General features: G+C 65.8%; 15 protein-coding genes and 1 pseudogene. 10 read left to right on the top strand and 6 right to left on the bottom strand.

Annotated elements, in window-relative coordinates:
* The coding region (locus tag BM228_RS26480; RefSeq protein WP_092045265.1) for a diguanylate cyclase at positions 1-405 on the top strand (405 nt) is incomplete at its 5' end.
* A gap of 36 nt (positions 406-441) precedes the next feature.
* Here the strand turns inward: BM228_RS26480 and BM228_RS34095 are convergent.
* Entirely contained in the window at positions 442-693 is a 252-nt protein-coding gene (locus BM228_RS34095) for a hypothetical protein (protein WP_139234213.1), read from the bottom strand.
* A gap of 189 nt (positions 694-882) precedes the next feature.
* Between BM228_RS34095 and BM228_RS26470 the strand changes: the two genes are divergently transcribed.
* Positions 883-1,470 (top strand): PAS domain-containing protein, encoded by a 588-nt coding sequence (locus BM228_RS26470; RefSeq protein ID WP_092045259.1) that lies wholly within the window; start codon positions 883-885, stop codon positions 1,468-1,470.
* 84 nt (positions 1,471-1,554) lie between these two features.
* Here BM228_RS26470 and BM228_RS26465 read toward each other — a convergent pair whose 3' ends face one another.
* Positions 1,555-1,803 (bottom strand): hypothetical protein, encoded by a 249-nt coding sequence (locus BM228_RS26465; RefSeq protein ID WP_139234212.1) that lies wholly within the window; start codon positions 1,801-1,803, stop codon positions 1,555-1,557.
* A 143-nt stretch (positions 1,804-1,946) separates the two neighbouring features.
* A complete protein-coding gene (locus BM228_RS26460) occupies positions 1,947-2,675 on the bottom strand; it encodes a Crp/Fnr family transcriptional regulator (protein WP_092045255.1) in 729 nt (242 codons plus the stop codon).
* A gap of 312 nt (positions 2,676-2,987) precedes the next feature.
* Here BM228_RS26460 and BM228_RS26455 point away from each other — a divergent pair, with 312 nt between their 5' ends.
* The 3 genes from BM228_RS26455 (at position 2,988) to BM228_RS26440 (ending at position 5,622) form a co-directional block, all read left to right on the top strand.
* A complete protein-coding gene (locus tag BM228_RS26455) occupies positions 2,988-3,731 on the top strand; it encodes a Crp/Fnr family transcriptional regulator (protein WP_092045252.1) in 744 nt (247 codons plus the stop codon).
* Entirely contained in the window at positions 3,728-3,982 is a 255-nt protein-coding gene (locus BM228_RS26450) for a hypothetical protein (RefSeq protein ID WP_092045250.1), read from the top strand. Before BM228_RS26455 ends, BM228_RS26450 begins: the two co-directional genes overlap by 4 nt.
* A 537-nt stretch (positions 3,983-4,519) precedes the next feature.
* Positions 4,520-5,622, top strand: a protein-coding gene (locus tag BM228_RS26440; RefSeq protein WP_092045246.1) for an IS3 family transposase whose coding sequence is annotated in 2 segments (ribosomal slippage) — positions 4,520-4,781 and positions 4,781-5,622 — 1,104 coding nt in all. Because the reading frame shifts where the segments join, the coding sequence is not laid out codon by codon here.
* A 35-nt stretch (positions 5,623-5,657) separates the two neighbouring features.
* On the opposite strand, the pseudogene BM228_RS26435 reads toward BM228_RS26440, so the two are convergent.
* From BM228_RS26435 to BM228_RS34090, 3 genes and pseudogenes are all read right to left on the bottom strand, one after another.
* Positions 5,658-6,879: pseudogene (locus tag BM228_RS26435) on the bottom strand (IS3 family transposase).
* Positions 6,880-7,410: 531 nt separating this feature from the next.
* Positions 7,411-8,838, bottom strand: a complete 1,428-nt coding sequence (locus tag BM228_RS26430; RefSeq protein WP_092045244.1) for a phosphohexomutase domain-containing protein — start codon at positions 8,836-8,838, stop codon at positions 7,411-7,413.
* 235 nt (positions 8,839-9,073) lie between these two features.
* Positions 9,074-9,652, bottom strand: coding sequence for a hypothetical protein (locus BM228_RS34090; protein ID WP_139234211.1), 579 nt, complete (start codon positions 9,650-9,652; stop codon positions 9,074-9,076).
* 1,086 nt (positions 9,653-10,738) lie between these two features.
* Here BM228_RS34090 and BM228_RS26420 point away from each other — a divergent pair.
* From BM228_RS26420 to BM228_RS26400, 5 genes are all read left to right on the top strand, one after another.
* Complete coding sequence (locus BM228_RS26420; protein ID WP_092045240.1) at positions 10,739-11,635, top strand: hypothetical protein; 897 nt, start codon at positions 10,739-10,741, stop codon at positions 11,633-11,635.
* A gap of 165 nt (positions 11,636-11,800) precedes the next feature.
* On the top strand, positions 11,801-12,190 hold the full coding sequence (locus BM228_RS26415) for a hypothetical protein (protein ID WP_092045238.1): 390 nt from the start codon (positions 11,801-11,803) through the stop codon (positions 12,188-12,190).
* A 12-nt stretch (positions 12,191-12,202) separates the two neighbouring features.
* Positions 12,203-13,927, top strand: coding sequence for an AAA family ATPase (locus tag BM228_RS35560; protein ID WP_244537317.1), 1,725 nt, complete (start codon positions 12,203-12,205; stop codon positions 13,925-13,927).
* A 415-nt stretch (positions 13,928-14,342) separates the two neighbouring features.
* Positions 14,343-15,374, top strand: a complete 1,032-nt coding sequence (locus tag BM228_RS26405; RefSeq protein WP_092045236.1) for a TRAP transporter substrate-binding protein — start codon at positions 14,343-14,345, stop codon at positions 15,372-15,374.
* On the top strand, positions 15,371-17,011 hold the full coding sequence (locus BM228_RS26400; protein WP_092045234.1) for an acyl-CoA synthetase: 1,641 nt from the start codon (positions 15,371-15,373) through the stop codon (positions 17,009-17,011). Before BM228_RS26405 ends, BM228_RS26400 begins: the two co-directional genes overlap by 4 nt.
* The last annotated feature ends 40 nt before the right edge of the window (positions 17,012-17,051 follow it).

The raw sequence follows: 17,051 nt of genomic DNA, 5'->3' as shown, positions 1-17,051 counted from the left end.
CGCAGCGCCAGAGATCAGCAGAGCGAGTACAGCTTGCGCCTGCGGCTGCGCCGGGCTGACGGGAGCTACGCCTGGGTCCTGATCGGTGCCATACCCTCCTACGGGCCGCCGGATCGGACCTTCCTCGGCTATCTCGGATCGTTGACGGAGATCAGTACCAGCGGCTCTGAACCTCTGACCGCCTACGGCACGCTCGCGCGCTTCGTTCCGCCGCCCATGAACGCGACGACACCTCCGGGCTCGACGCTCGAACTCGTCGCAGATCACTTGCTGATGGCCCATGGGCTGATCGAACAAGATCATGCGCATGAAATGTTGCCGGTGCTACAGCAGGCGTTGGCGGCGGCGGGTATGCTGCTCGCCCGACAAATGGCGTCCCCGGACCCCGAGGGCCGTCTTCATTGAAGCCACACGCGATGGCGATCCTGGAACCTGCGGCCTCTACCGTACCTCAGCCTCGGCCAGAGCCCGCACCGCTGCTATGAAGCGCTGTGCGTGCTCATGATCGACCTCTTGCAGATACGCTCGCACGAGTCCGAGAAGATGGGCCTCTTGCTCGCGACGAAGATGCGCGACCGCATCCGCATCGGCGTCGTAGAAAGCCGCCGCTGGGACTCCGAGCGCAGCACTGATCCGGGTCAGCGCATTACGAACTCCGCGTCCATCGTCGCTGCCATTGGTGTTGTCGCGCATGCCACCTCGCTTCGCGGCTCGCCTCTTAAGGCTAGGTCGGCATTTCCGCTGTGCGTCTGACTGCCACGCCGCACAATTTCTACGTTACGTCGTAAAATGAATGCAACCCAGGTTAGGGCTTTGGCATATTTGATACCCTCAGTGCGCGCCTGAGCGGCGCCCGTCCCACTTTTGGTTCCGAGAGGCGCCATGCGCAGTGATGTCACCCACGGCTTCAGCGAGAACGTAGACCGCCTCAGGGGGGCACTCGAAGCGTCGTGTGTTGTCGGCACATGGGACTGGGATCACGTTCGCGGCGTGGTCACCTACGACGCGGGCGCCGCTCGCCTGCTGACGGGTGACGCTGCTCTCGCAGAGCGCGAGATCAGCGGGATGTCTGCCGCGGCGGCGGTTCATCCGGACGACCGGGAATGGCTGGCCGAACACATGCGGCAGGCCGCGCGGGCTGGCGGCCTTGTGCTGTCCGAGTACCGCGTCATCGCCCCTGACGGAGCCGTGAGTTGGCTGCTCAGCCGTGGCCGGACATATCGCGACCACTTCGATCGCCCGCTCCGGTCACGCGGCATCCTGATCGACATCACCGAGATGCGCGACGGTGGCGCACGGTATGTCATGGGTAGTGCTTCGCAAGCAGGGGATCCGATCGAACGGGCGGCCGACCTCGCTATCGCGTTGAAGGAAACACTCGGGTCCGACGCTCCGGCCGAGTTACGCGCTGCGGCCGACGTGCTTCTGTTCAACCTTGGGCATGCCATCGCTCAGGGCTGGCCGTCTTGAAGGACGACATTGGTCGCGTCGTCTGGACTGGGCGGCGCTCAGCAAGGTCGGGCACCGTCGAAGAAGGCGAACCGCATGCGACGCCTACACTCGTTCCGGCTGCGCGAGCATGATGGCGGCGCGGACTGCGGCCCGGCGTAGCTCAGCGCTTGCCCAGGACTGACCGATCAGCGTGTTGGCGAAGGGGTGGTCCGCAACGGCTACCGCTGGGTCGATCCGATAACCCTCGCCGAACGAGACTGGACCCGAAGTCGGATCGGTCATGTAGGCGTTCACCACTGCGGCAACATCGTCCTCGACGATATCGAGCGTGGCGAACAGATCGAGCGTCATGAGCCGGTTTGCCATGGCGACGCCATAGCCGCTTCGCGATGGCCCGGCTCTGAACGAGGTTAACCGACCACCTTCCGCGCGTTCACGTCTTTGCGAGAGGCCGGAGGCGTGAAGGCTCGGCCGTATGCGAGCCGTCCAGACGATCAATCGATCGGCTCGGGACGCCCTTCGATCAGGCGGGCATACTCGGCCTCTGCCCCACCGTAGCTATCGCCAGCGAGGTCGAGCAGGCCATCGCGGTCGAGGATCTCGACCCTTCCGCGATGCTTCCGCACCAAGCCGTCCGTTTCCAGTGAGCGCAGCGCGGCGGTGACCCCCGGACGCTCGACCCCCAACATGAACGACATGAACTCATGGGTGACCGTGACCATGTCGCCGTCGATCCGATCGTGGCACATCAGCAACCATCGAGCGAGGCGCGTCGGCGTGGTGCCCCGCGCGTTCGCGAACGCCGTCTGGGCTGTCTGTACATGCTGGGCTTGGATGTAGCGGTGGATCAGGCGGCGGAGGGAAGGGAGCCTCTCGAACGCGGCGCGCAGAACCTCCGCGTCGATGCTCAGCATGTGTCCGGCCATCTGCACGAAGTGGGTGTGCGGGCTACGGTCGTCCCCGAGCAGCGTCGGTCCTGCCCCGACCACGCCCTCCCGTCCAACGAGCCCGATCTCGACCCGGCCATGCGCTCCATCCGCCGTGATGGAGACGAAGCCTTCTTCGGGGAAATAGATGACCTCAATCGCCGAATGGGCGGGGATCAATACCTGCCGTAGCTGCATCGGCTCCAGGCGCAGAGCAGATTGCAAGCTGGCGAAATCCTCTGGCGAGAGGCCAGCGAGGAGCTTGTTGCGTACATCCGGTTGTTGGAGGGGAGCCACTGGTGTTCGCCTGCTAGGGGCAAGAGCACACTCGGTCCCTCAATCATCAGCGCCCTGAATACGGCTGGCGATGATTCTGATGTCGTGTTTTCTTGACGAATAACAAGCGGATGATTTTTATGTAACTAATTTACAAAACAATACATGCGGTTCGACCACGGAAAGTGCCGTAACCGCGAAAAAACTTAATCCATGATGGTTCGGTTCGATAATATACCACCTACCCGATGTGCCATCGTCAGCCGCCCCGGAACAGGTGCTGCCGCCTGGGAGCGCCGTGTGCTTCCGCCTGCAACACAAGGCGAAGCCGCCATGGCCTCGAAGCTCCCCCACGCTCTCTATCCGCTCATCCGCAAGCTGGAGAGCGTCACCCGCCTCTCGGATGAGGCGCATCAAGCGATCGAGAGCCTGCCCGTCCGGGTGCGGACCCTCTCGGCAAAACAGGACATCGTCCGTGACGGCGACCGGGCGACGCAGTGCTGTGTCATCCTGGAGGGCTGGGCCTACCGCTATAAGTTCCTGGCCGAGGGACGGCGCCAGATCTTCTCGTTCCACATCGCGGGCGACATCCCGGACTTGCAGAGCCTGCACATCCCGCTGATGGACCACAACCTCGGGACGATGACCCAGGCCACGGTGGCGTTCATCCCGCACGAAAACCTGCACGACCTCACGGCCCGTTTCCCAGCCATCGCGGCGGCGCTCTGGCGTGACACGCTGATCGACGCGGCGCTCTTCAGAGAGTGGTTGATCTCCATGGGACGCCGCCCGGCGTTCGAGCACTTGGCCCACCTGTTCTGCGAACTGTACCTGAAGCAGGAGGCGGTCGGTCTGGCGGGGGATCACCGATGCCCGCTGCCGATCACCCAGATCGATCTCGCCGACGCCACCGGGATGACCAGCGTTCACATCAACCGCGTGCTGAAGGAGATGCGCGGTCGAGGTCTGATCACGCTGCACCGGCAGACGTTGGTGGTGAAGGCGTGGGACGAGCTTGTCCGCGCTTCCGAGTTCGACGCGACCTACCTGCACTTGCAGAAGCGAACAGCGGGATGACCCTGCACCTCCAGCCGGTGCGGGTTGCGACCAGCAGCGAGGACAGCGACGGGCAACTCGTGTTCGCTGATGGCTTCCTCGTAGCAGTTCTGGTGCGGCTTTCGGACCAGCACGGTGCCGATGTGGGCCTGTGGTTCCTGGAGGCGGCGTTCGGCCTAACCTCGGTGATGAGCGCGCCCCTGTTCTTGGACCTGGATGCGGCTCAGGGCTGGATCGAGCGACATCTCGGCGCCAAGCGCAGCAATCAGTAGATCAGGCGGCTAGAAGGCGCTGTGACCGGCTCGACCCCGCCGCCCGATCTGATCGCGGACCGATAGGATTTGCAGGCCGCATCTCGGTCGGCGAGTTAAGGCGCCAGTTACCTTAACCGCAGCGTTTCGAAACGTCGTTTGGCTTGTGGGCGTATCCTCTCCATGAGCAACCTGCGTGTCTCCCCGACAAAGCCAGCGTCTCAGAGCGAAGACGCGCTCATCCACATGTCGCAGGCCGAGTTCGTAGCGGCCTGGGAAGCTATAGTAGGCGAGCCGCCCGCCACGATGCTGGCAAGTCGCTCCGAGATGATCCGGCTCTTGGTGGACAGCGCATCGATGGAGACCCTGGCAGGATCACCCGATACCCTGCCCGTGAGTGTCGATCACCTGAGAAGGCCCTGAATTAGCTCCAGATGTATGCGACTGAGCACGATGGATCGCCCGATCTTGCTCAAGACGTGACCCTGACCCACCAAACTGGTCCGCGCTGAGCGCAAGTTTTTCGGGCATCCTGACCCCTGAAGGAGGGTGGATGCCATGCCTCGCAAACGCTTCACGAACGAACAGATCGCCTTCGCCCTGCGGCAGGCGGAGAACGGCGCGACGGTGGACGAGGTCTGCCGGAAGATGGGCGTATCCGAGCCGACCTTTTATCGTTGGAAGAAGCAGTTCGTCGGCATGGGCGTGCCGGAGATCCGCCGGCTGAAGCAGCTGGAGGACGAGAACAGCAAGCTCAAGCGGCTGGTCGCCGACCTGACGCTGGACCGCTCCATGTTGCAGGATGTGCTCAAGCGAAAGTGGTAAGGCCCGCCGCTCGCCGTGACGTCGCCGGCCACCGGCAGGCGGCCTACGGCATCAGCGAGCGTCGGGCCTGCCAAGCCACCGGCTTCGGTCGTTCGTCGCAGCGCTACAGGAAGCGCTCGGACCCTCAAGTAGCGCTGCGCATGCGGCTGAAGGAGTTGGCTGCCGCGCGAGTGCGCTACGGCTACCGGCGGCTGCACATCCTGTTGCGACGCGAGGGCTGGGAGGTGAACCACAAGCGCACTTACCGGATCTACCGCGACGAGGGGCTGTCGATCCGGTCTAAACTGCCCAAGCGTAAACGGGCGTGGCGCTATCGCCAGGGACGACCGGCGATCGGTGGACCCAACGAGGTCTGGGCCATGGACTTCATGTCCGACCGCCTGTTCGACGGGCGTCCGTTCCGGATCCTGACCGTCGTCGATTGCCACACGCGAGAGGCGCTCTCACTCACGCCGAGAGCCAACTTCCGCGCCTTCCAGGTGACCGAGGCGCTCGACGCCTTGGTCAGGCTGCGGGGTCGGCCGAAGAGCCTGCGGGTCGACAATGGGCCGGAGTTCGCCGGCCGCATGCTCGACCAGTGGGCCTACCTGAACGGGGTCGAGATCGACTTCTCACGACCGGGCAAGCCGACCGACAACGCCTACATCGAAGCGTTCAACGGCCGCCTCCGAGCGGAATGCCTGAACGCCTCGTGGTTCCTGTCGCTGGCCGATGCCCGCGAGCGCATCGAGGAATGGAGGTGCCACTACAACGACGATCGACCTCACACGGCCCTGGGCGGCTTGACGCCCAGGGCCTTCGCCAACCAAGCTGTCACAGCCCGGGAACTTGCATAGGCCGTGGACCACAAACGGGGTCAACTCCAGTCGGCTCAAAAGCTATACTTCAGGGCGGACCACTCCCAAGGGGCCCGGTCAGTCGCGGCCATGGATAGCCGGAAGGCCAGATCCGGGTAGCTGACAGGCGCGGGCGGCCGATAGCCCAGCGACGAATGCGGTCGGATGCAATTGTACGTGGTTTGCCATAGACCGATGACGATCTGCGCCTCCTTCAACGAGTAGAATATCTCCTGGCGTAGGCACTCGTCGCGCAGCTTGCCGTTGAAGCTCTCACAGTACCCGTTCTCCCACGGGGATCCTGGTGCGATGTACTGGATCTGTGAGCCAGCTTTGGCGACCCATTTGCGCAGCGCCATGGAGATCATCTCAGGGCCATTATCGCAGCGGATGTGCTCGGGGATGCCGTGCAGGCACATGGCATCGGCCAGCGCCTCGATCACGCCGACGCTGTTGATACGCCGTGCCACCTTCAGCGCCATGCACGCCCGGCTATCCCTTCGACAAGCTCAGGGTGAGGTCGTCGATCAGCGTCAGGATGCGTAGGCTTCGGCCGTCGTGGGTCTGAGCCTGCACGAAGTCGAAGCTCCACACATGGTTGCGGTGGAGCGGGCGCAGGCGCGCGCATGAGCCGTCGTTCAGCCATAGGCGGCTGCGGGGTCTCTGTCGGCTAGGGACTTTGAGCCCCTCGCGACGCCAGATGCCCTCATGGTGAGCCTGTCGAACCATGAACCCGGTCCTTGCCCACTTGCCAGCCGGCTGCCTGCAGCAGCGCGGTGACGCGGCGGTATCTGTCGCGCCCATACTCGGACGCCAGGGCGATGATGGCGCGGGTCAGCTCATCCTCGTCGGCCGGCACGGTGGGCACGTAGCGCTGCGTACCCCGATGCTGGCCGACGATCCGGCAGGCGTGACGTTCCGAGAGACCGTACTTCTCCCGGATGCCGTCGACCGCCTGCCGGCGTCGCTCGGGGGCTACAAGTTTCCCGAGGCGACATCCGCCAGCACTTGCTTCTCCAAGGATAGATCAGCCACGAGCCGCCGCAATCGCGCGTTCTCACGATCAAGATCCTTCATCCGGCGCGCTTGGTCGATCTGCAGACCGCCGTATTCCTTGCGCCAGCGATAGTAGCTTTGCTCGGAGATCTCGGTCTCCTTGCAGGCGAGGGCCAAACTCTTGCCCTGGGCTGTCTGCACCTCAATCTGGCGCAGCTTCAGCACGACCTGCTCCGCACCCGTCTTCTGACCTCGACGCATGCCCGACTCCTCTGGTCCTGGCTGATCCTCTCAATCAGCCCGGTCCAAAGCCAGCCGGTCAGGTCACCGCAGGATCTGCCGTTCTGTTCGCTGCCGCGATGTTCGCCCGCAAAACAATGGCGAGTTGATTGAACCCAACGCGTCGGAGCTTACAGACTGCGCCCGCCGATGGGCAGCAGCCGCGCCGTGTAATGCTTGGCCTCTGACTCGATCGGAGGCGCAACCAGACGGATGGTCCTGGGCATCGTCGCTTCGCGCAACAAACTGTCGTCCGCCACGACAACGATACCCTGACATCCTGCCCAAGAGCACGACCGTCGACGACGACCCTACCGGTCCCTGGGCTCCCCGCGATGTCGCGGCCATTGCAGGGCGTATGAGCAACTCGATGAGTGGTGGAGGGCCCGGTTGGGTTGCTCGGTCTGAGACGGGGCTCGGCGTCGGTGACGGCTTGGGTTCACGGCGATGGGAGGCCGCCTCGTGTTGCTGCCTCCGCGAACCATCCCTCCGCCAGCCAGCCGATGCTGGCGATCAGGATCGACTGGCCTGTTCCGCCATGACGGCTGCCGCCGCCGTCAGCCCCCAACGAACGAGATCATGGGCGTCCCGCGCCGTCTTAGCCTCCGCGTAGCATCGCAGTTCCGGGGCGTTGCCTGAGGCCCGAAAATGGATCGACCGTCCGCCATCGAGACCGATCCGGACACCATCCTGCTGATCCACCGTGCGCGACGACCCGATCGGCTGGAGGAACTCGGCTCTGAAGATCTCATCTCCAAGCCGTGCGAGAAATGCGCTGCTCCGTTCGGAAGGGGTATTGGGGAGGCGGTCGCTCGCCATCTCTCCCGCATCGAGCGAGGTCACGAGATCGGCCAACGTCGCACCGGCCGCGCGCGCTGCCGCGAGCGTGGCCAGGATGGGCAGCATCGCGTCCCGCGTGGGCAGGGCGGGCAGGATCCGTCCAGCGATGTTGATGTCCGATCCGAGCAGGAAGCCGCCATTCGCCTCGAAGCCCGCAACGGCTCCCGCCCCCTCGGCCTTTGCCTGCTCCATGCCGGCGATGACGAAGGGCGAGCCCACCTTGGTACGCACGACCCGGCTGAAGCCACCGGACTGCTCGAGCGCCGAGCCGGCGGTGACCGGCACCACGACCGTATCGATGCCGAGGTAGCGGGCCGTGATAAGGCCGAGAACGTCGCCACGCACGATCCGCCCCGCCCCATCGGCCACAAGGGGTCGATCCGCATCGCCGTCGGACGTCACCAACGCGTCGTAATCGCCGGACGCCATGACCTCAGCGATGAAGGCGATGTCTTCGGGGCGGTGCGCCTCGGTATCGATCGGAACGAACGTATTCGATCGGCCGATCGATACGGCGCTCGCACCGAAGCTCGCGAGCAGATCGGTCAGAAGGTCGCGCGCGACCGAGCTCTGTTGATAGACCGCGATGCGCACGTCCTTCAGGATCTCGGGCGAGAAGGCGTCGCTGTAGCGTCGATGGTAGCGTTCGACGGCATCGGGCTCTGGGATGGCAGGGACCGGCGTCGGCACTTGGCCGACCGCCGTGACGTCCCCCAGGGCTTCCAGGATGGCGATCTCATCCCTCTTGGTGATCTCGCCGTCGGGCCGGTAGAATTTAAGACCGTTTCGGTCCTCGGGAATATGGCTGCCCGTGACCATCACGGCGTAGGCGCTGCGTCGCATCGCCTCGAGCGCGAGAGCAGGTGTCGGGAGAGCGCCGCAGTCGATCGCCGTGAAGCCGGATGCCGCAGCGGCGCTTGCCACCGTCGCGGCGATGCCTGGACTGCTGTCGCGCAGGTCGCGCCCGATCACGACCTCTCGGCGGTCTCCGTCCGCCGAGACGGATCGGAAGAACGCGGCGGCGTAGGCGTAGCTCGGCCAGCCGACGAGATCCGTCACAAGGCCCCGCAAGCCACTCGTACCGAATTTCAAGCTGCTCACGGCGTTTCCATCTGCTCCGGCGCTGGGATATGCTCCGACGACTGATGCCGCGAATCGCACGTCTTCACAACGCCCGAGGGCAGTGAGAAGCCGGATGCGCAGATCGGTTCACCCCTCACGCGCGCACCAAATTGCCATCCCCCTGTTTGCCGGGTGAGACGGTCGGCTGCCTCGGAGCGCAGAAATGATGGGTCCGCGTCGGTGACATTGCCGCCCTCAATTCCCGCGAACGCAATCAGCGCAGGCGAGCCGCGTCCATCAGCGTATACTCCATCACTACATGAGCGATCGTCATAGGGTCATCGTTGGCGGCCGGCGGCGGGTTCACGCGTGGCATCGCTGCAGCCGCCCGCCTGCGGAAGGCAAAGGCTTCCATCGCCCGCTCATCCTCCTGGCTTTCGGGCTCGGGCTGCATCGGTTGCCCCGGCAACTGTAAGATACCTTCGAGGATCCGCTCCAGGGCTCGGATCCTCTCGGTCTCGGCTTCGCATGGATTACGCTGGGACGCTTCGCACGAAGACCTTGTGCCGGCCTCAACAGTAAAGCGGGTTTTAGATCGACGAAATTTCTCGCGCCGTCTCATGAGATCGTCGACCTCATCGTTATCGCAAACATAGTCCGGCCGAGCCTTCGAATATTTCGATCCTCGCCGCCAGCTTGGCCGAAGAAGCGGTCGCCAACATATAAAATCCAGCCCGCCTTTGAGGATTTCGATCCAGGGGGCGTGATCGGGGCTTATGTCGTCGACTTGACCATGATGACGACCGAGCGCCGAAACTGGATTTTGGGATGAGCCGAAAATTTCCAACTGCACTCAGTTTTCGTGACGTCGGTCGCGGGACCTCTCGACACGCATCTGTCGCAATAGATCTTGAGCAGCACCTCGATCAGCCGTCTCACGCGACGGCGAGGTCATATCGTCGTCTCGACCGATCAGATCGTTCGTCGTTTTCTATATCTCAGCTGCTTGCGCAATCCCGAAATCGAATCAATCCGGCACAGATATCGACCCTATCCACGCCGAATCAGTATGCAATAAGTTCTAGATGAGATAATTCCGATACAGATGTTCTGTATTAAAAATTTTTAATAGCAATCTATCAATATTATACAATTTTCATGTCATGAAAATATAAATAAGCGACTGGCAGGCCTGTCTTCATCGATGAACTCGTCCAAGATGCTCTTCGTGCGCCTGATTTTTCGGCAAGTGTGAGGCGGCGGGCCGCGTGCGGTGGCGCGCAAGAAATCCCGGTGAGGATGCGCGTCGGCGGAACGCGCTGAGATCGCCCGTCGTCATCGCGTGCGTTCGATCGCGAAACCGTTCCGTCATGCTCGTCGAGGCGTTCCGGATGGGCGGTTCCTGACGCGACGTATCTCAGACACGGACGGCCTCCGCCCCAGCGCGGCCAGGCCTCCGTTAACGCTCTCACGGAATACGGCTTGCCCGACCGGGGATTTCCGCACCGCGGCGCTTCCCAACGGCCTTGGACCAAGCCAGGTTCATCGACGGCAGAACCGTCGCATGTGCCGAGCCGCCCTTTAGCAGAGGGCGGCCGGCACCGGTGTTAGCAGCACCGGCGTCGGCCTGACCACGATCCGTATCGTTCAAGGATACCGACCCATGGCTGAGACCTTTCCTACCGGCGTTGTCCCGTCCGCGAAACCGCCCCGGGGCACGAAATCCGGGCTCCAATCCCTGCCCGTCCCGACAAAACGCATGATTGCCTGAGGCTCGCCCAACGCACCTGCCCGGTGCGGACGCACCCTGTCTCGCTTTCCTGCAACCCAGATGCCCGATCGATGCCGGTGGGCCACGGCCCGCGGTACGAACCTGCCTGTCGTCCTGTCGCATCGCGGAGGACGCAGGCGGGCGGGTGTCACCTGGACGGACCCCCTTATGCCCATCGTCGTCTCCCACCCGGCTGCCCACCGCGGCGTCCGGCATCGGATATCTGCGCGCGGCCAGCCCGCCCCCAGTCCGGAGCATCACACACGCATCACCGTCCCGCTCGGCAGCGCGGCTGCCGCCGGCTGCGGCTTCACCCACGCCGTGATCCCGCGGGCTTGCGGGAGCGAGTTGCTCACGGCCGCCGAGGCGGCGGTCGACGGCGCTCTCAGGGCGACCTTCGTGCCCGATCCTCTGCTCGGGCCCGGCCTGTCGCAGCTCGGGTCGGTGCTGGCCTCCGTGGTCAAACGCCATGGCGGCCTGATCGAGATGGCCATGACGGACGCCCTCGAGCGCAGCGGCCGCTACATCGTGCTCCGGGGTGTCGCGATGCCCATTACAAATCCCACCCAGGAACTGGTGCGCGCAAGCACCGTCGCGCAGCTCGGCGACATGTCGATCGCGCTCGCAGGACCCGTGGCCCAGACCGTGTTCCTCGACCTCGTCGTGGTCGATCGGCACGAGAGCCGTGCCATCATCGCCGAGGTCAAACGGGGTTCCGGCAAGAACGAGGCCAGAAAAGTCCATCAGGTCGAGTGGATTTTGCGCTGCGCCCAGGTCCAGGGCCGGGCCTTTCTGGCCAGTCTGGGCTTCGAGGTTGCGTCCGCGCGCGCTGTGCTGATCGATGTCTACGGACGTGCCGGCTACAGCGATGATCTGACGATCTCAGGTCCCGCAATCGACGGCTTGTTCGCGGTGCCGGTCACGGCCGCGGTCGAGGCCGTCACGGCGGTGCTTCAGCGCCGCCTGCGCGGCGCCGTCCCGGACCTGCTCACGGTCGCGCTGGCGAGCCTCGGCATCGGCGAGGACGACGCGTTCCCCCGTCGCCCCGAGCCGCCCGCGCTCTGACCGCATGCCTTGGCGCCGGCCGATGGCCCGGCGCGCCTTTCGCCCCTCCGATCACCGCCGTGCCGTGCGCCTGTGCGCCTGTGCGCCTGTGCGCCCTCTAGGTCTATCTCCATGAACTCAACTGCGCACCCCGATGCCGGCAGACCCCGTACGCCCGTCGAGCCCGTGCCCCCTCTGACGTGGTGGCGCGTCCTCGCCCCCATGGTACTCGACCTGGACGCGCAACGCCGTCTACGGACCGCTCTCCTCGATTCGCCGCCGCTGCCCTCCTCCGACTGGGGCGCCGCCTGCAGAGCCGATCCGACCGCAGCGATCGGCGTCGCAATCAATGTTCTCGCCGAAGGCACGATCCTGCCGGAGCGTCTGGACCCGGCGATGTCGGCGATCCTGTTGTGCGCGGCGCTGGGGGACCCTGCGTGCATCGACCTGCTCGCACACGTACTCGGGCGGCGGGCGCGGCGCCGGGCCGACCTCGGGGCCCTATGGCTCGCCAGGGCTTGGTGCTCCGCCGCGCGACGCGGTCCCGACCGCGTCACCGCTGTCTCCGGGCGCTGAAGGGGGCGAAGGATGGTTTTCTCGTCAAAACCGCCGATCCTGCAGATCGATCCCAAGGCGGCACGGCGCCTGCTGCAGCCCATGTTGCCGCGGCGCCTGCGCGCCTGCCTCGACCCTACCCTGCGCATTCCCGCCGCCTGCATCGGTCTCGCCGTCGAGATCACCGCCATCGCCCCCGAGGCCGAGGTGCCGGTCCAAGCCTGGAGCGCGGCGATCGCCGCATCGGGTAGCGACCTGTGGCACGATCATCGGTGGATCGCACCCCGATGCGCTCTGACCGGATTTCTCGACGCGTGGGCGGTCGAGCGCGACCAACCGGCGGCGCGGGCGCTCGCGGATATCGTGATGCTGCTCTCCTGCGGCGGTGATGATCGCGAGGCTGCCGCGCGTCTGGCTCGGCCGCTCTGGCTCGAATGCGACGCGATCTCAGACCTCAGCCTGCAACTCTCCGGCCTCGCGGAGGCGCAGACGCGTCTCTCGCTCGGCCGGGCCTCCGAACCCGATGCCGCCTCGGACGCCGAAATGATCGGCGCCACCGATCTCGCAACCGCCCTGCAGACGGCTTGGAGTGATGCGTTCGCGGACGCCCTGCTGGAACTCTCGGGTGAAGCCAGCGCCGCAGCCGCGGCGGCGGCGGCGCTGGCCGCCGGCGCCCACGATCCGTTCGCCGACGGAGTACCGTTGGTCCGGGCGCTCGTGCCGGTCGGGCAGCGCATGATGCAGCCGCTGGCGGATCACGTGGCGAGGCGAGAGCGGCGCAAGCGCAAAATCGTCGAGGCCTCGCTCGCCCGCAGCGAGGCGCGCCATCGCGACAAGGCGACCACGGGTCGGGCGGAGGCGCCGGATGACGATCTCAAATCCGAACTCTCGCCGGATGGGCACGTCATGGTCGTCCCGGCGGTCCAAGAGACCGGGACCGATCGCGGCAAGGGCGTCACCCGCGGCTACGAACACATCATCGGCAAGCCGTTGCCGCTGACGCCGGTTCCGGATCTCGCGGCGGTGCGTGCGGCCTTGCTGTTCGAGTTCCCGTACGCCCGTGGCACCGTCGACCGGCTGCTCGCCGATCTGGTCGGTCGGACGCATGCAACGCTGCGTCCGACGCTCTTGGTCGGCCCGCCCGGCGCCGGTAAGAGCCGGCTCGGGACCCGGTTGGCCCATCATCTCGGGCTGGTGCTCTGGCGGGTGGATGCGACGCGGGATTCGGGGGCGTCTATCGGCGGACTCGATCGGCGCTGGGCGACGTCGGAGCCGGCGCACGCGGTCATGGCAGTGGCCAGGGCCGGCTGCGCCAACCCGCTCATGCTGGTCGACGAACTTGAGAAGGCTGCGACCCGTACCGACAATGGCCGGCTCTGGAACGCATTGTTGCCGATGCTCGAGCCGGAGACTGCCCGGACCTACCAAGACCCGGCCTTCCAAGTCGAGGTCGACCTGAGCCACGTGTCGTGGCTTGCCACGTGCAACAGCGTGAAAGGTTTGCCCGGTCCGCTGCTCGACCGCCTGCGAATTCTAGAGATGTCTGCGCCCAGCGCGGTGCATCTCGAGGCTCTCCTCGCGCCGATCCTGGCGCAGATCGCGGCCGATCGCGGGCTCGACCCCGCCTTTCTGCCGGCCCTCGACGGCGACGCGGTTTCGCTGATCCGGCGGGGATGGCGGGGCGGTTCGATCCGACGCCTGACCCGGCTCATCGAGGCCCTGGTGACGGCACGCGAGACTCTCGTGACGCGCCAATAGTCGAAATAATGTTCACGACTTCGGAGCGGCTCAGGTAAGCGTGGTTCCGGGACCTGGCTTTATGCTCCTCCACGTGGTGGCGAGTGCGCGTTCGTTAGCCTCTGGGGCCACCAAGCCCACCTGTTGAGTCTGAACCCTCGCCCGTCAATCTATCGAACTCGAACCGTTGCTTGGCCCGCTCGACGCGAAGCCCGCTTGCGCAGGGGTGGGATCAGCCGCGCCGGCGGCCGCTCCCACTTGGCTCGACAACCCCGCTCGCCCTGACAAGTCACTCACTCCGATAGCCGAGCCGAAACCACCCCGTTGACTGGTTCCGGCCAGCCGCTATCGAAGCGGCAAGACGCAGAGAGTCCGCGCATGAACGTGGACCCTGAGGAAACGCCGGGCCTGCGAGCCCATACCAGGAGGGCCGTCCATGTCGTCGCCATTCCACCTGTCCCGCCGCCGGTTCCTGTCCGCCGGCTCGACGGCGCTCCTCGCCGGGACGGTGGCCAGTCCGCACGTGGCCCGGGCGCAGCGGGCTGACTTCACCTACAAATACGCGAACAACCTGCCCGACACGCACCCGATGAACATCCGCGCCCGCGAGATGGCGGAGGCTCTGCGGACCGAGAGCGGCGGCCGGTTCGATCTCAAAATCTTTCCGTCGAGCCAGCTCGGCTCGGACACCGACACGCTGAGCCAGCTGCGCTCGGGCAGCGTCGAGTTCTTCACGATGTCGCCGCTGATCCTCTCGACGCTTGTGCCCAACGCCTCGATCAACGGCATCGGCTACGCCTTCCCGGATTACGACGCGGTCTGGCCCGCGATGGATGGGGAGCTCGGAGCCTGGGTCCGGCAACAGATCGCCAAGGCCAACCTCGTGGCCATGGAGAAGATCTGGGACAACGGCTACCGCCAGACAACCTCCTCGACCCGGCCGATCGCCAGCCCGGACGACTTCAAGGGTTTTCGGATCCGCGTGCCGGTCTCGCCGCTTTGGACCTCGATGTTCCGGGCCTTCGAGGCCGCGCCCGCCTCGATCAACCTCAACGAGACCTACTCGGCCCTCCAGACCAAGATCGTCGAGGGCCAGGAGAACCCGCTGGCGGTGATCGCCACGACCAAGTTCTACGAGGTGCAGAAATACTGCTCGCTCACCAACCACATGTGGGACGGCTACTGGTTCCTGGCGAACCGCCGGGCCTGGGAGCGGATCCCCGAGGATCTGCGCACCATGGTCGCCCGCCACATCAACGCGGCCGGAATGAAGGAGCGGGCCGACGTCGCCAAGCTCAATGCCAGCCTGCAGGAAGACCTGACCAAGAACGGCCTCGTGTTCAACAAGCCCGATCCGGAGCCGTTTCGCGAGAAGCTGCGCAAGGCCGGCTTCTACGCCGAATGGAAGGGCCGGTACGGCGAGGAGGGCTGGTCTCTCCTGGAGAAAGCCTGCGGGAAGCTCGCGTGAACGGCCCGACGGGGCCGGCGCCGCGCGGCGGCGTCGCGCCCTGTTCCCGGCGGGTGATGAACCTCGCCCATTTTCTGCGCCGGGCGGCCCGCCGGTGGCCGGACGCGATCGGCCTCGCCTGGGGTGACCGGAGTTGGAGCTGGGGCGCCCTCGATGCCCGGGTCGACGCCATGGCGGCGGCGCTGGCGGCGCGCGGCGTCACCAAGGGCGACCGGGTGCTGGTCCAGGCCCGCAACGGCAATCAACTGTTCGAATCGATGTTCGTCTGCTTCCGGCTCGGCGCCGTCTGGGTGCCGACGAACTTTCGGCAGACGCCCGCAGAGGTCGCCTATCTCGCCAGCGCCAGCGGCGCCTCGGCGCTGATCTGCGGCACGGAGTTCCCCGACCACGCCGCCGCGATCCGCGCGGCCGCGCCCGGGCTGGGGCTCGTGGTCGAGATCGGCGGCTCCACCTTCGGGCTGGATTACGACGCCCTGGTCGACGCGCATGCGGGGGCGGCGGCCCCGACCGCCGATGTCGAGCACGACGATCCGTGCTGGTTCTTCTTCACCTCGGGCACCACCGGCCGGCCGAAGGCGGCGGTGCTCACCCACGGCCAGATGGCCTTCGTCATCACCAACCATCTCTGCGACCTGATGCCGGGCACCACCGAGGCCGACGCCTCCCTGGTCGTGGCGCCGCTCTCGCACGGCGCCGGCATCCACCAGCTCGCCCAGGTCGCGGCCGGCGCGAAGACGGTGCTCACCGGCGGCGCGCGCCTGGACCCCGCAGAGGTCTGGTCCCTGGTGGAGCGGTGGCGGATCACCAACCTGTTCACGGTGCCGACCATCGTGAAGCTCCTCACCGAGCACCCGGCGGTCGCAGCGCACGACCACACCAGCCTTCGCCACGTGATCTATGCCGGCGCGCCGATGTACCGGGAGGACCAGAAGCGGGCGCTGCGGGCGCTCGGGCCGGTGCTGGTCCAGTATTTCGGGCTCGGCGAGGTGACCGGCAACATCACCGTGCTGCCGCCCCGCCTGCATTCCGCCGAGGACGGGCCGGGGGTAAAAGTCGGCACCTGCGGGTTCGAGCGCACCGGCATGCAGGTGCAGATCCAGAACGGGGCAGGGCTGGAAGTGCCGGCGGGCGAGACCGGGGAGATCTGCGTCTGCGGCCCGGCGGTGTTCGCGGGCTATTACGACAACCCGGAGGCGAACGCGGCCGCCTTCTGGAACGGCTGGTTCCGCACAGGCGATCTCGGCCATCTCGACCCGGAAGGGTTTCTGTTCATCACCGGCCGCGCCTCGGACATGTACATCTCGGGCGGGTCGAACGTGTATCCGCGTGAGACCGAGGAGAAGCTGCTGCGGCACCCTGCCATCGCCGAGGCCGCGATCCTGGGGGTGCCCGACCCGGCCTGGGGCGAGGTCGGCGTGGCGGTCTGCGTCGCCCGCCCCGGAGCCGAGATCACCGAGGCCGCGCTGATCGCGTGGCTCTCTGGCGAGGTCGCCCGCTACAAACTGCCGAAGCGGGTGTTCTTCTGGGATGAGCTGCCGAAATCCGGCTACGGCAAGATCACCAAGCGGGCGATCCGCGAGGAACTCGAAGCCCGGAATTGCCTGCCCCTCGAGGTAGGTCCCGCTGCCAAACGGTGAGGGCGCGGGCGACTGCATTCGCTGCAATGCACGGGCTGGA

The organism is Methylobacterium pseudosasicola, assembly GCF_900114535.1.
In the GTDB taxonomy this organism is placed as follows: Bacteria; Pseudomonadota; Alphaproteobacteria; order Rhizobiales; family Beijerinckiaceae; genus Methylobacterium; species Methylobacterium pseudosasicola.
The sequence above is the reverse complement of the archived record's forward strand: the minus strand, read 5'-3'. Positions and strand labels throughout refer to the sequence as shown.

Excerpts from the sequence above, each read along its gene's own strand:
- BM228_RS26455 (WP_092045252.1), top strand. The coding sequence starts at position 2,988 with ATGGCCTCGAAGCTCCCCCACGCTCTCTATCCGCTCATCCGCAAGCTG.
- BM228_RS26405 (WP_092045236.1), top strand. The coding sequence starts at position 14,343 with ATGTCGTCGCCATTCCACCTGTCCCGCCGCCGGTTCCTGTCCGCCGGC.
- BM228_RS26420 (WP_092045240.1), top strand. The coding sequence starts at position 10,739 with ATGCCCATCGTCGTCTCCCACCCGGCTGCCCACCGCGGCGTCCGGCAT.
- BM228_RS26470 (WP_092045259.1), top strand. The coding sequence starts at position 883 with ATGCGCAGTGATGTCACCCACGGCTTCAGCGAGAACGTAGACCGCCTC.
- BM228_RS34095 (WP_139234213.1), bottom strand. The coding sequence starts at position 693 with ATGCGCGACAACACCAATGGCAGCGACGATGGACGCGGAGTTCGTAAT.
- BM228_RS26465 (WP_139234212.1), bottom strand. The coding sequence starts at position 1,803 with ATGACGCTCGATCTGTTCGCCACGCTCGATATCGTCGAGGACGATGTT.
- BM228_RS26450 (WP_092045250.1), top strand. The coding sequence starts at position 3,728 with ATGACCCTGCACCTCCAGCCGGTGCGGGTTGCGACCAGCAGCGAGGAC.
- BM228_RS35560 (WP_244537317.1), top strand. The coding sequence starts at position 12,203 with ATGGTTTTCTCGTCAAAACCGCCGATCCTGCAGATCGATCCCAAGGCG.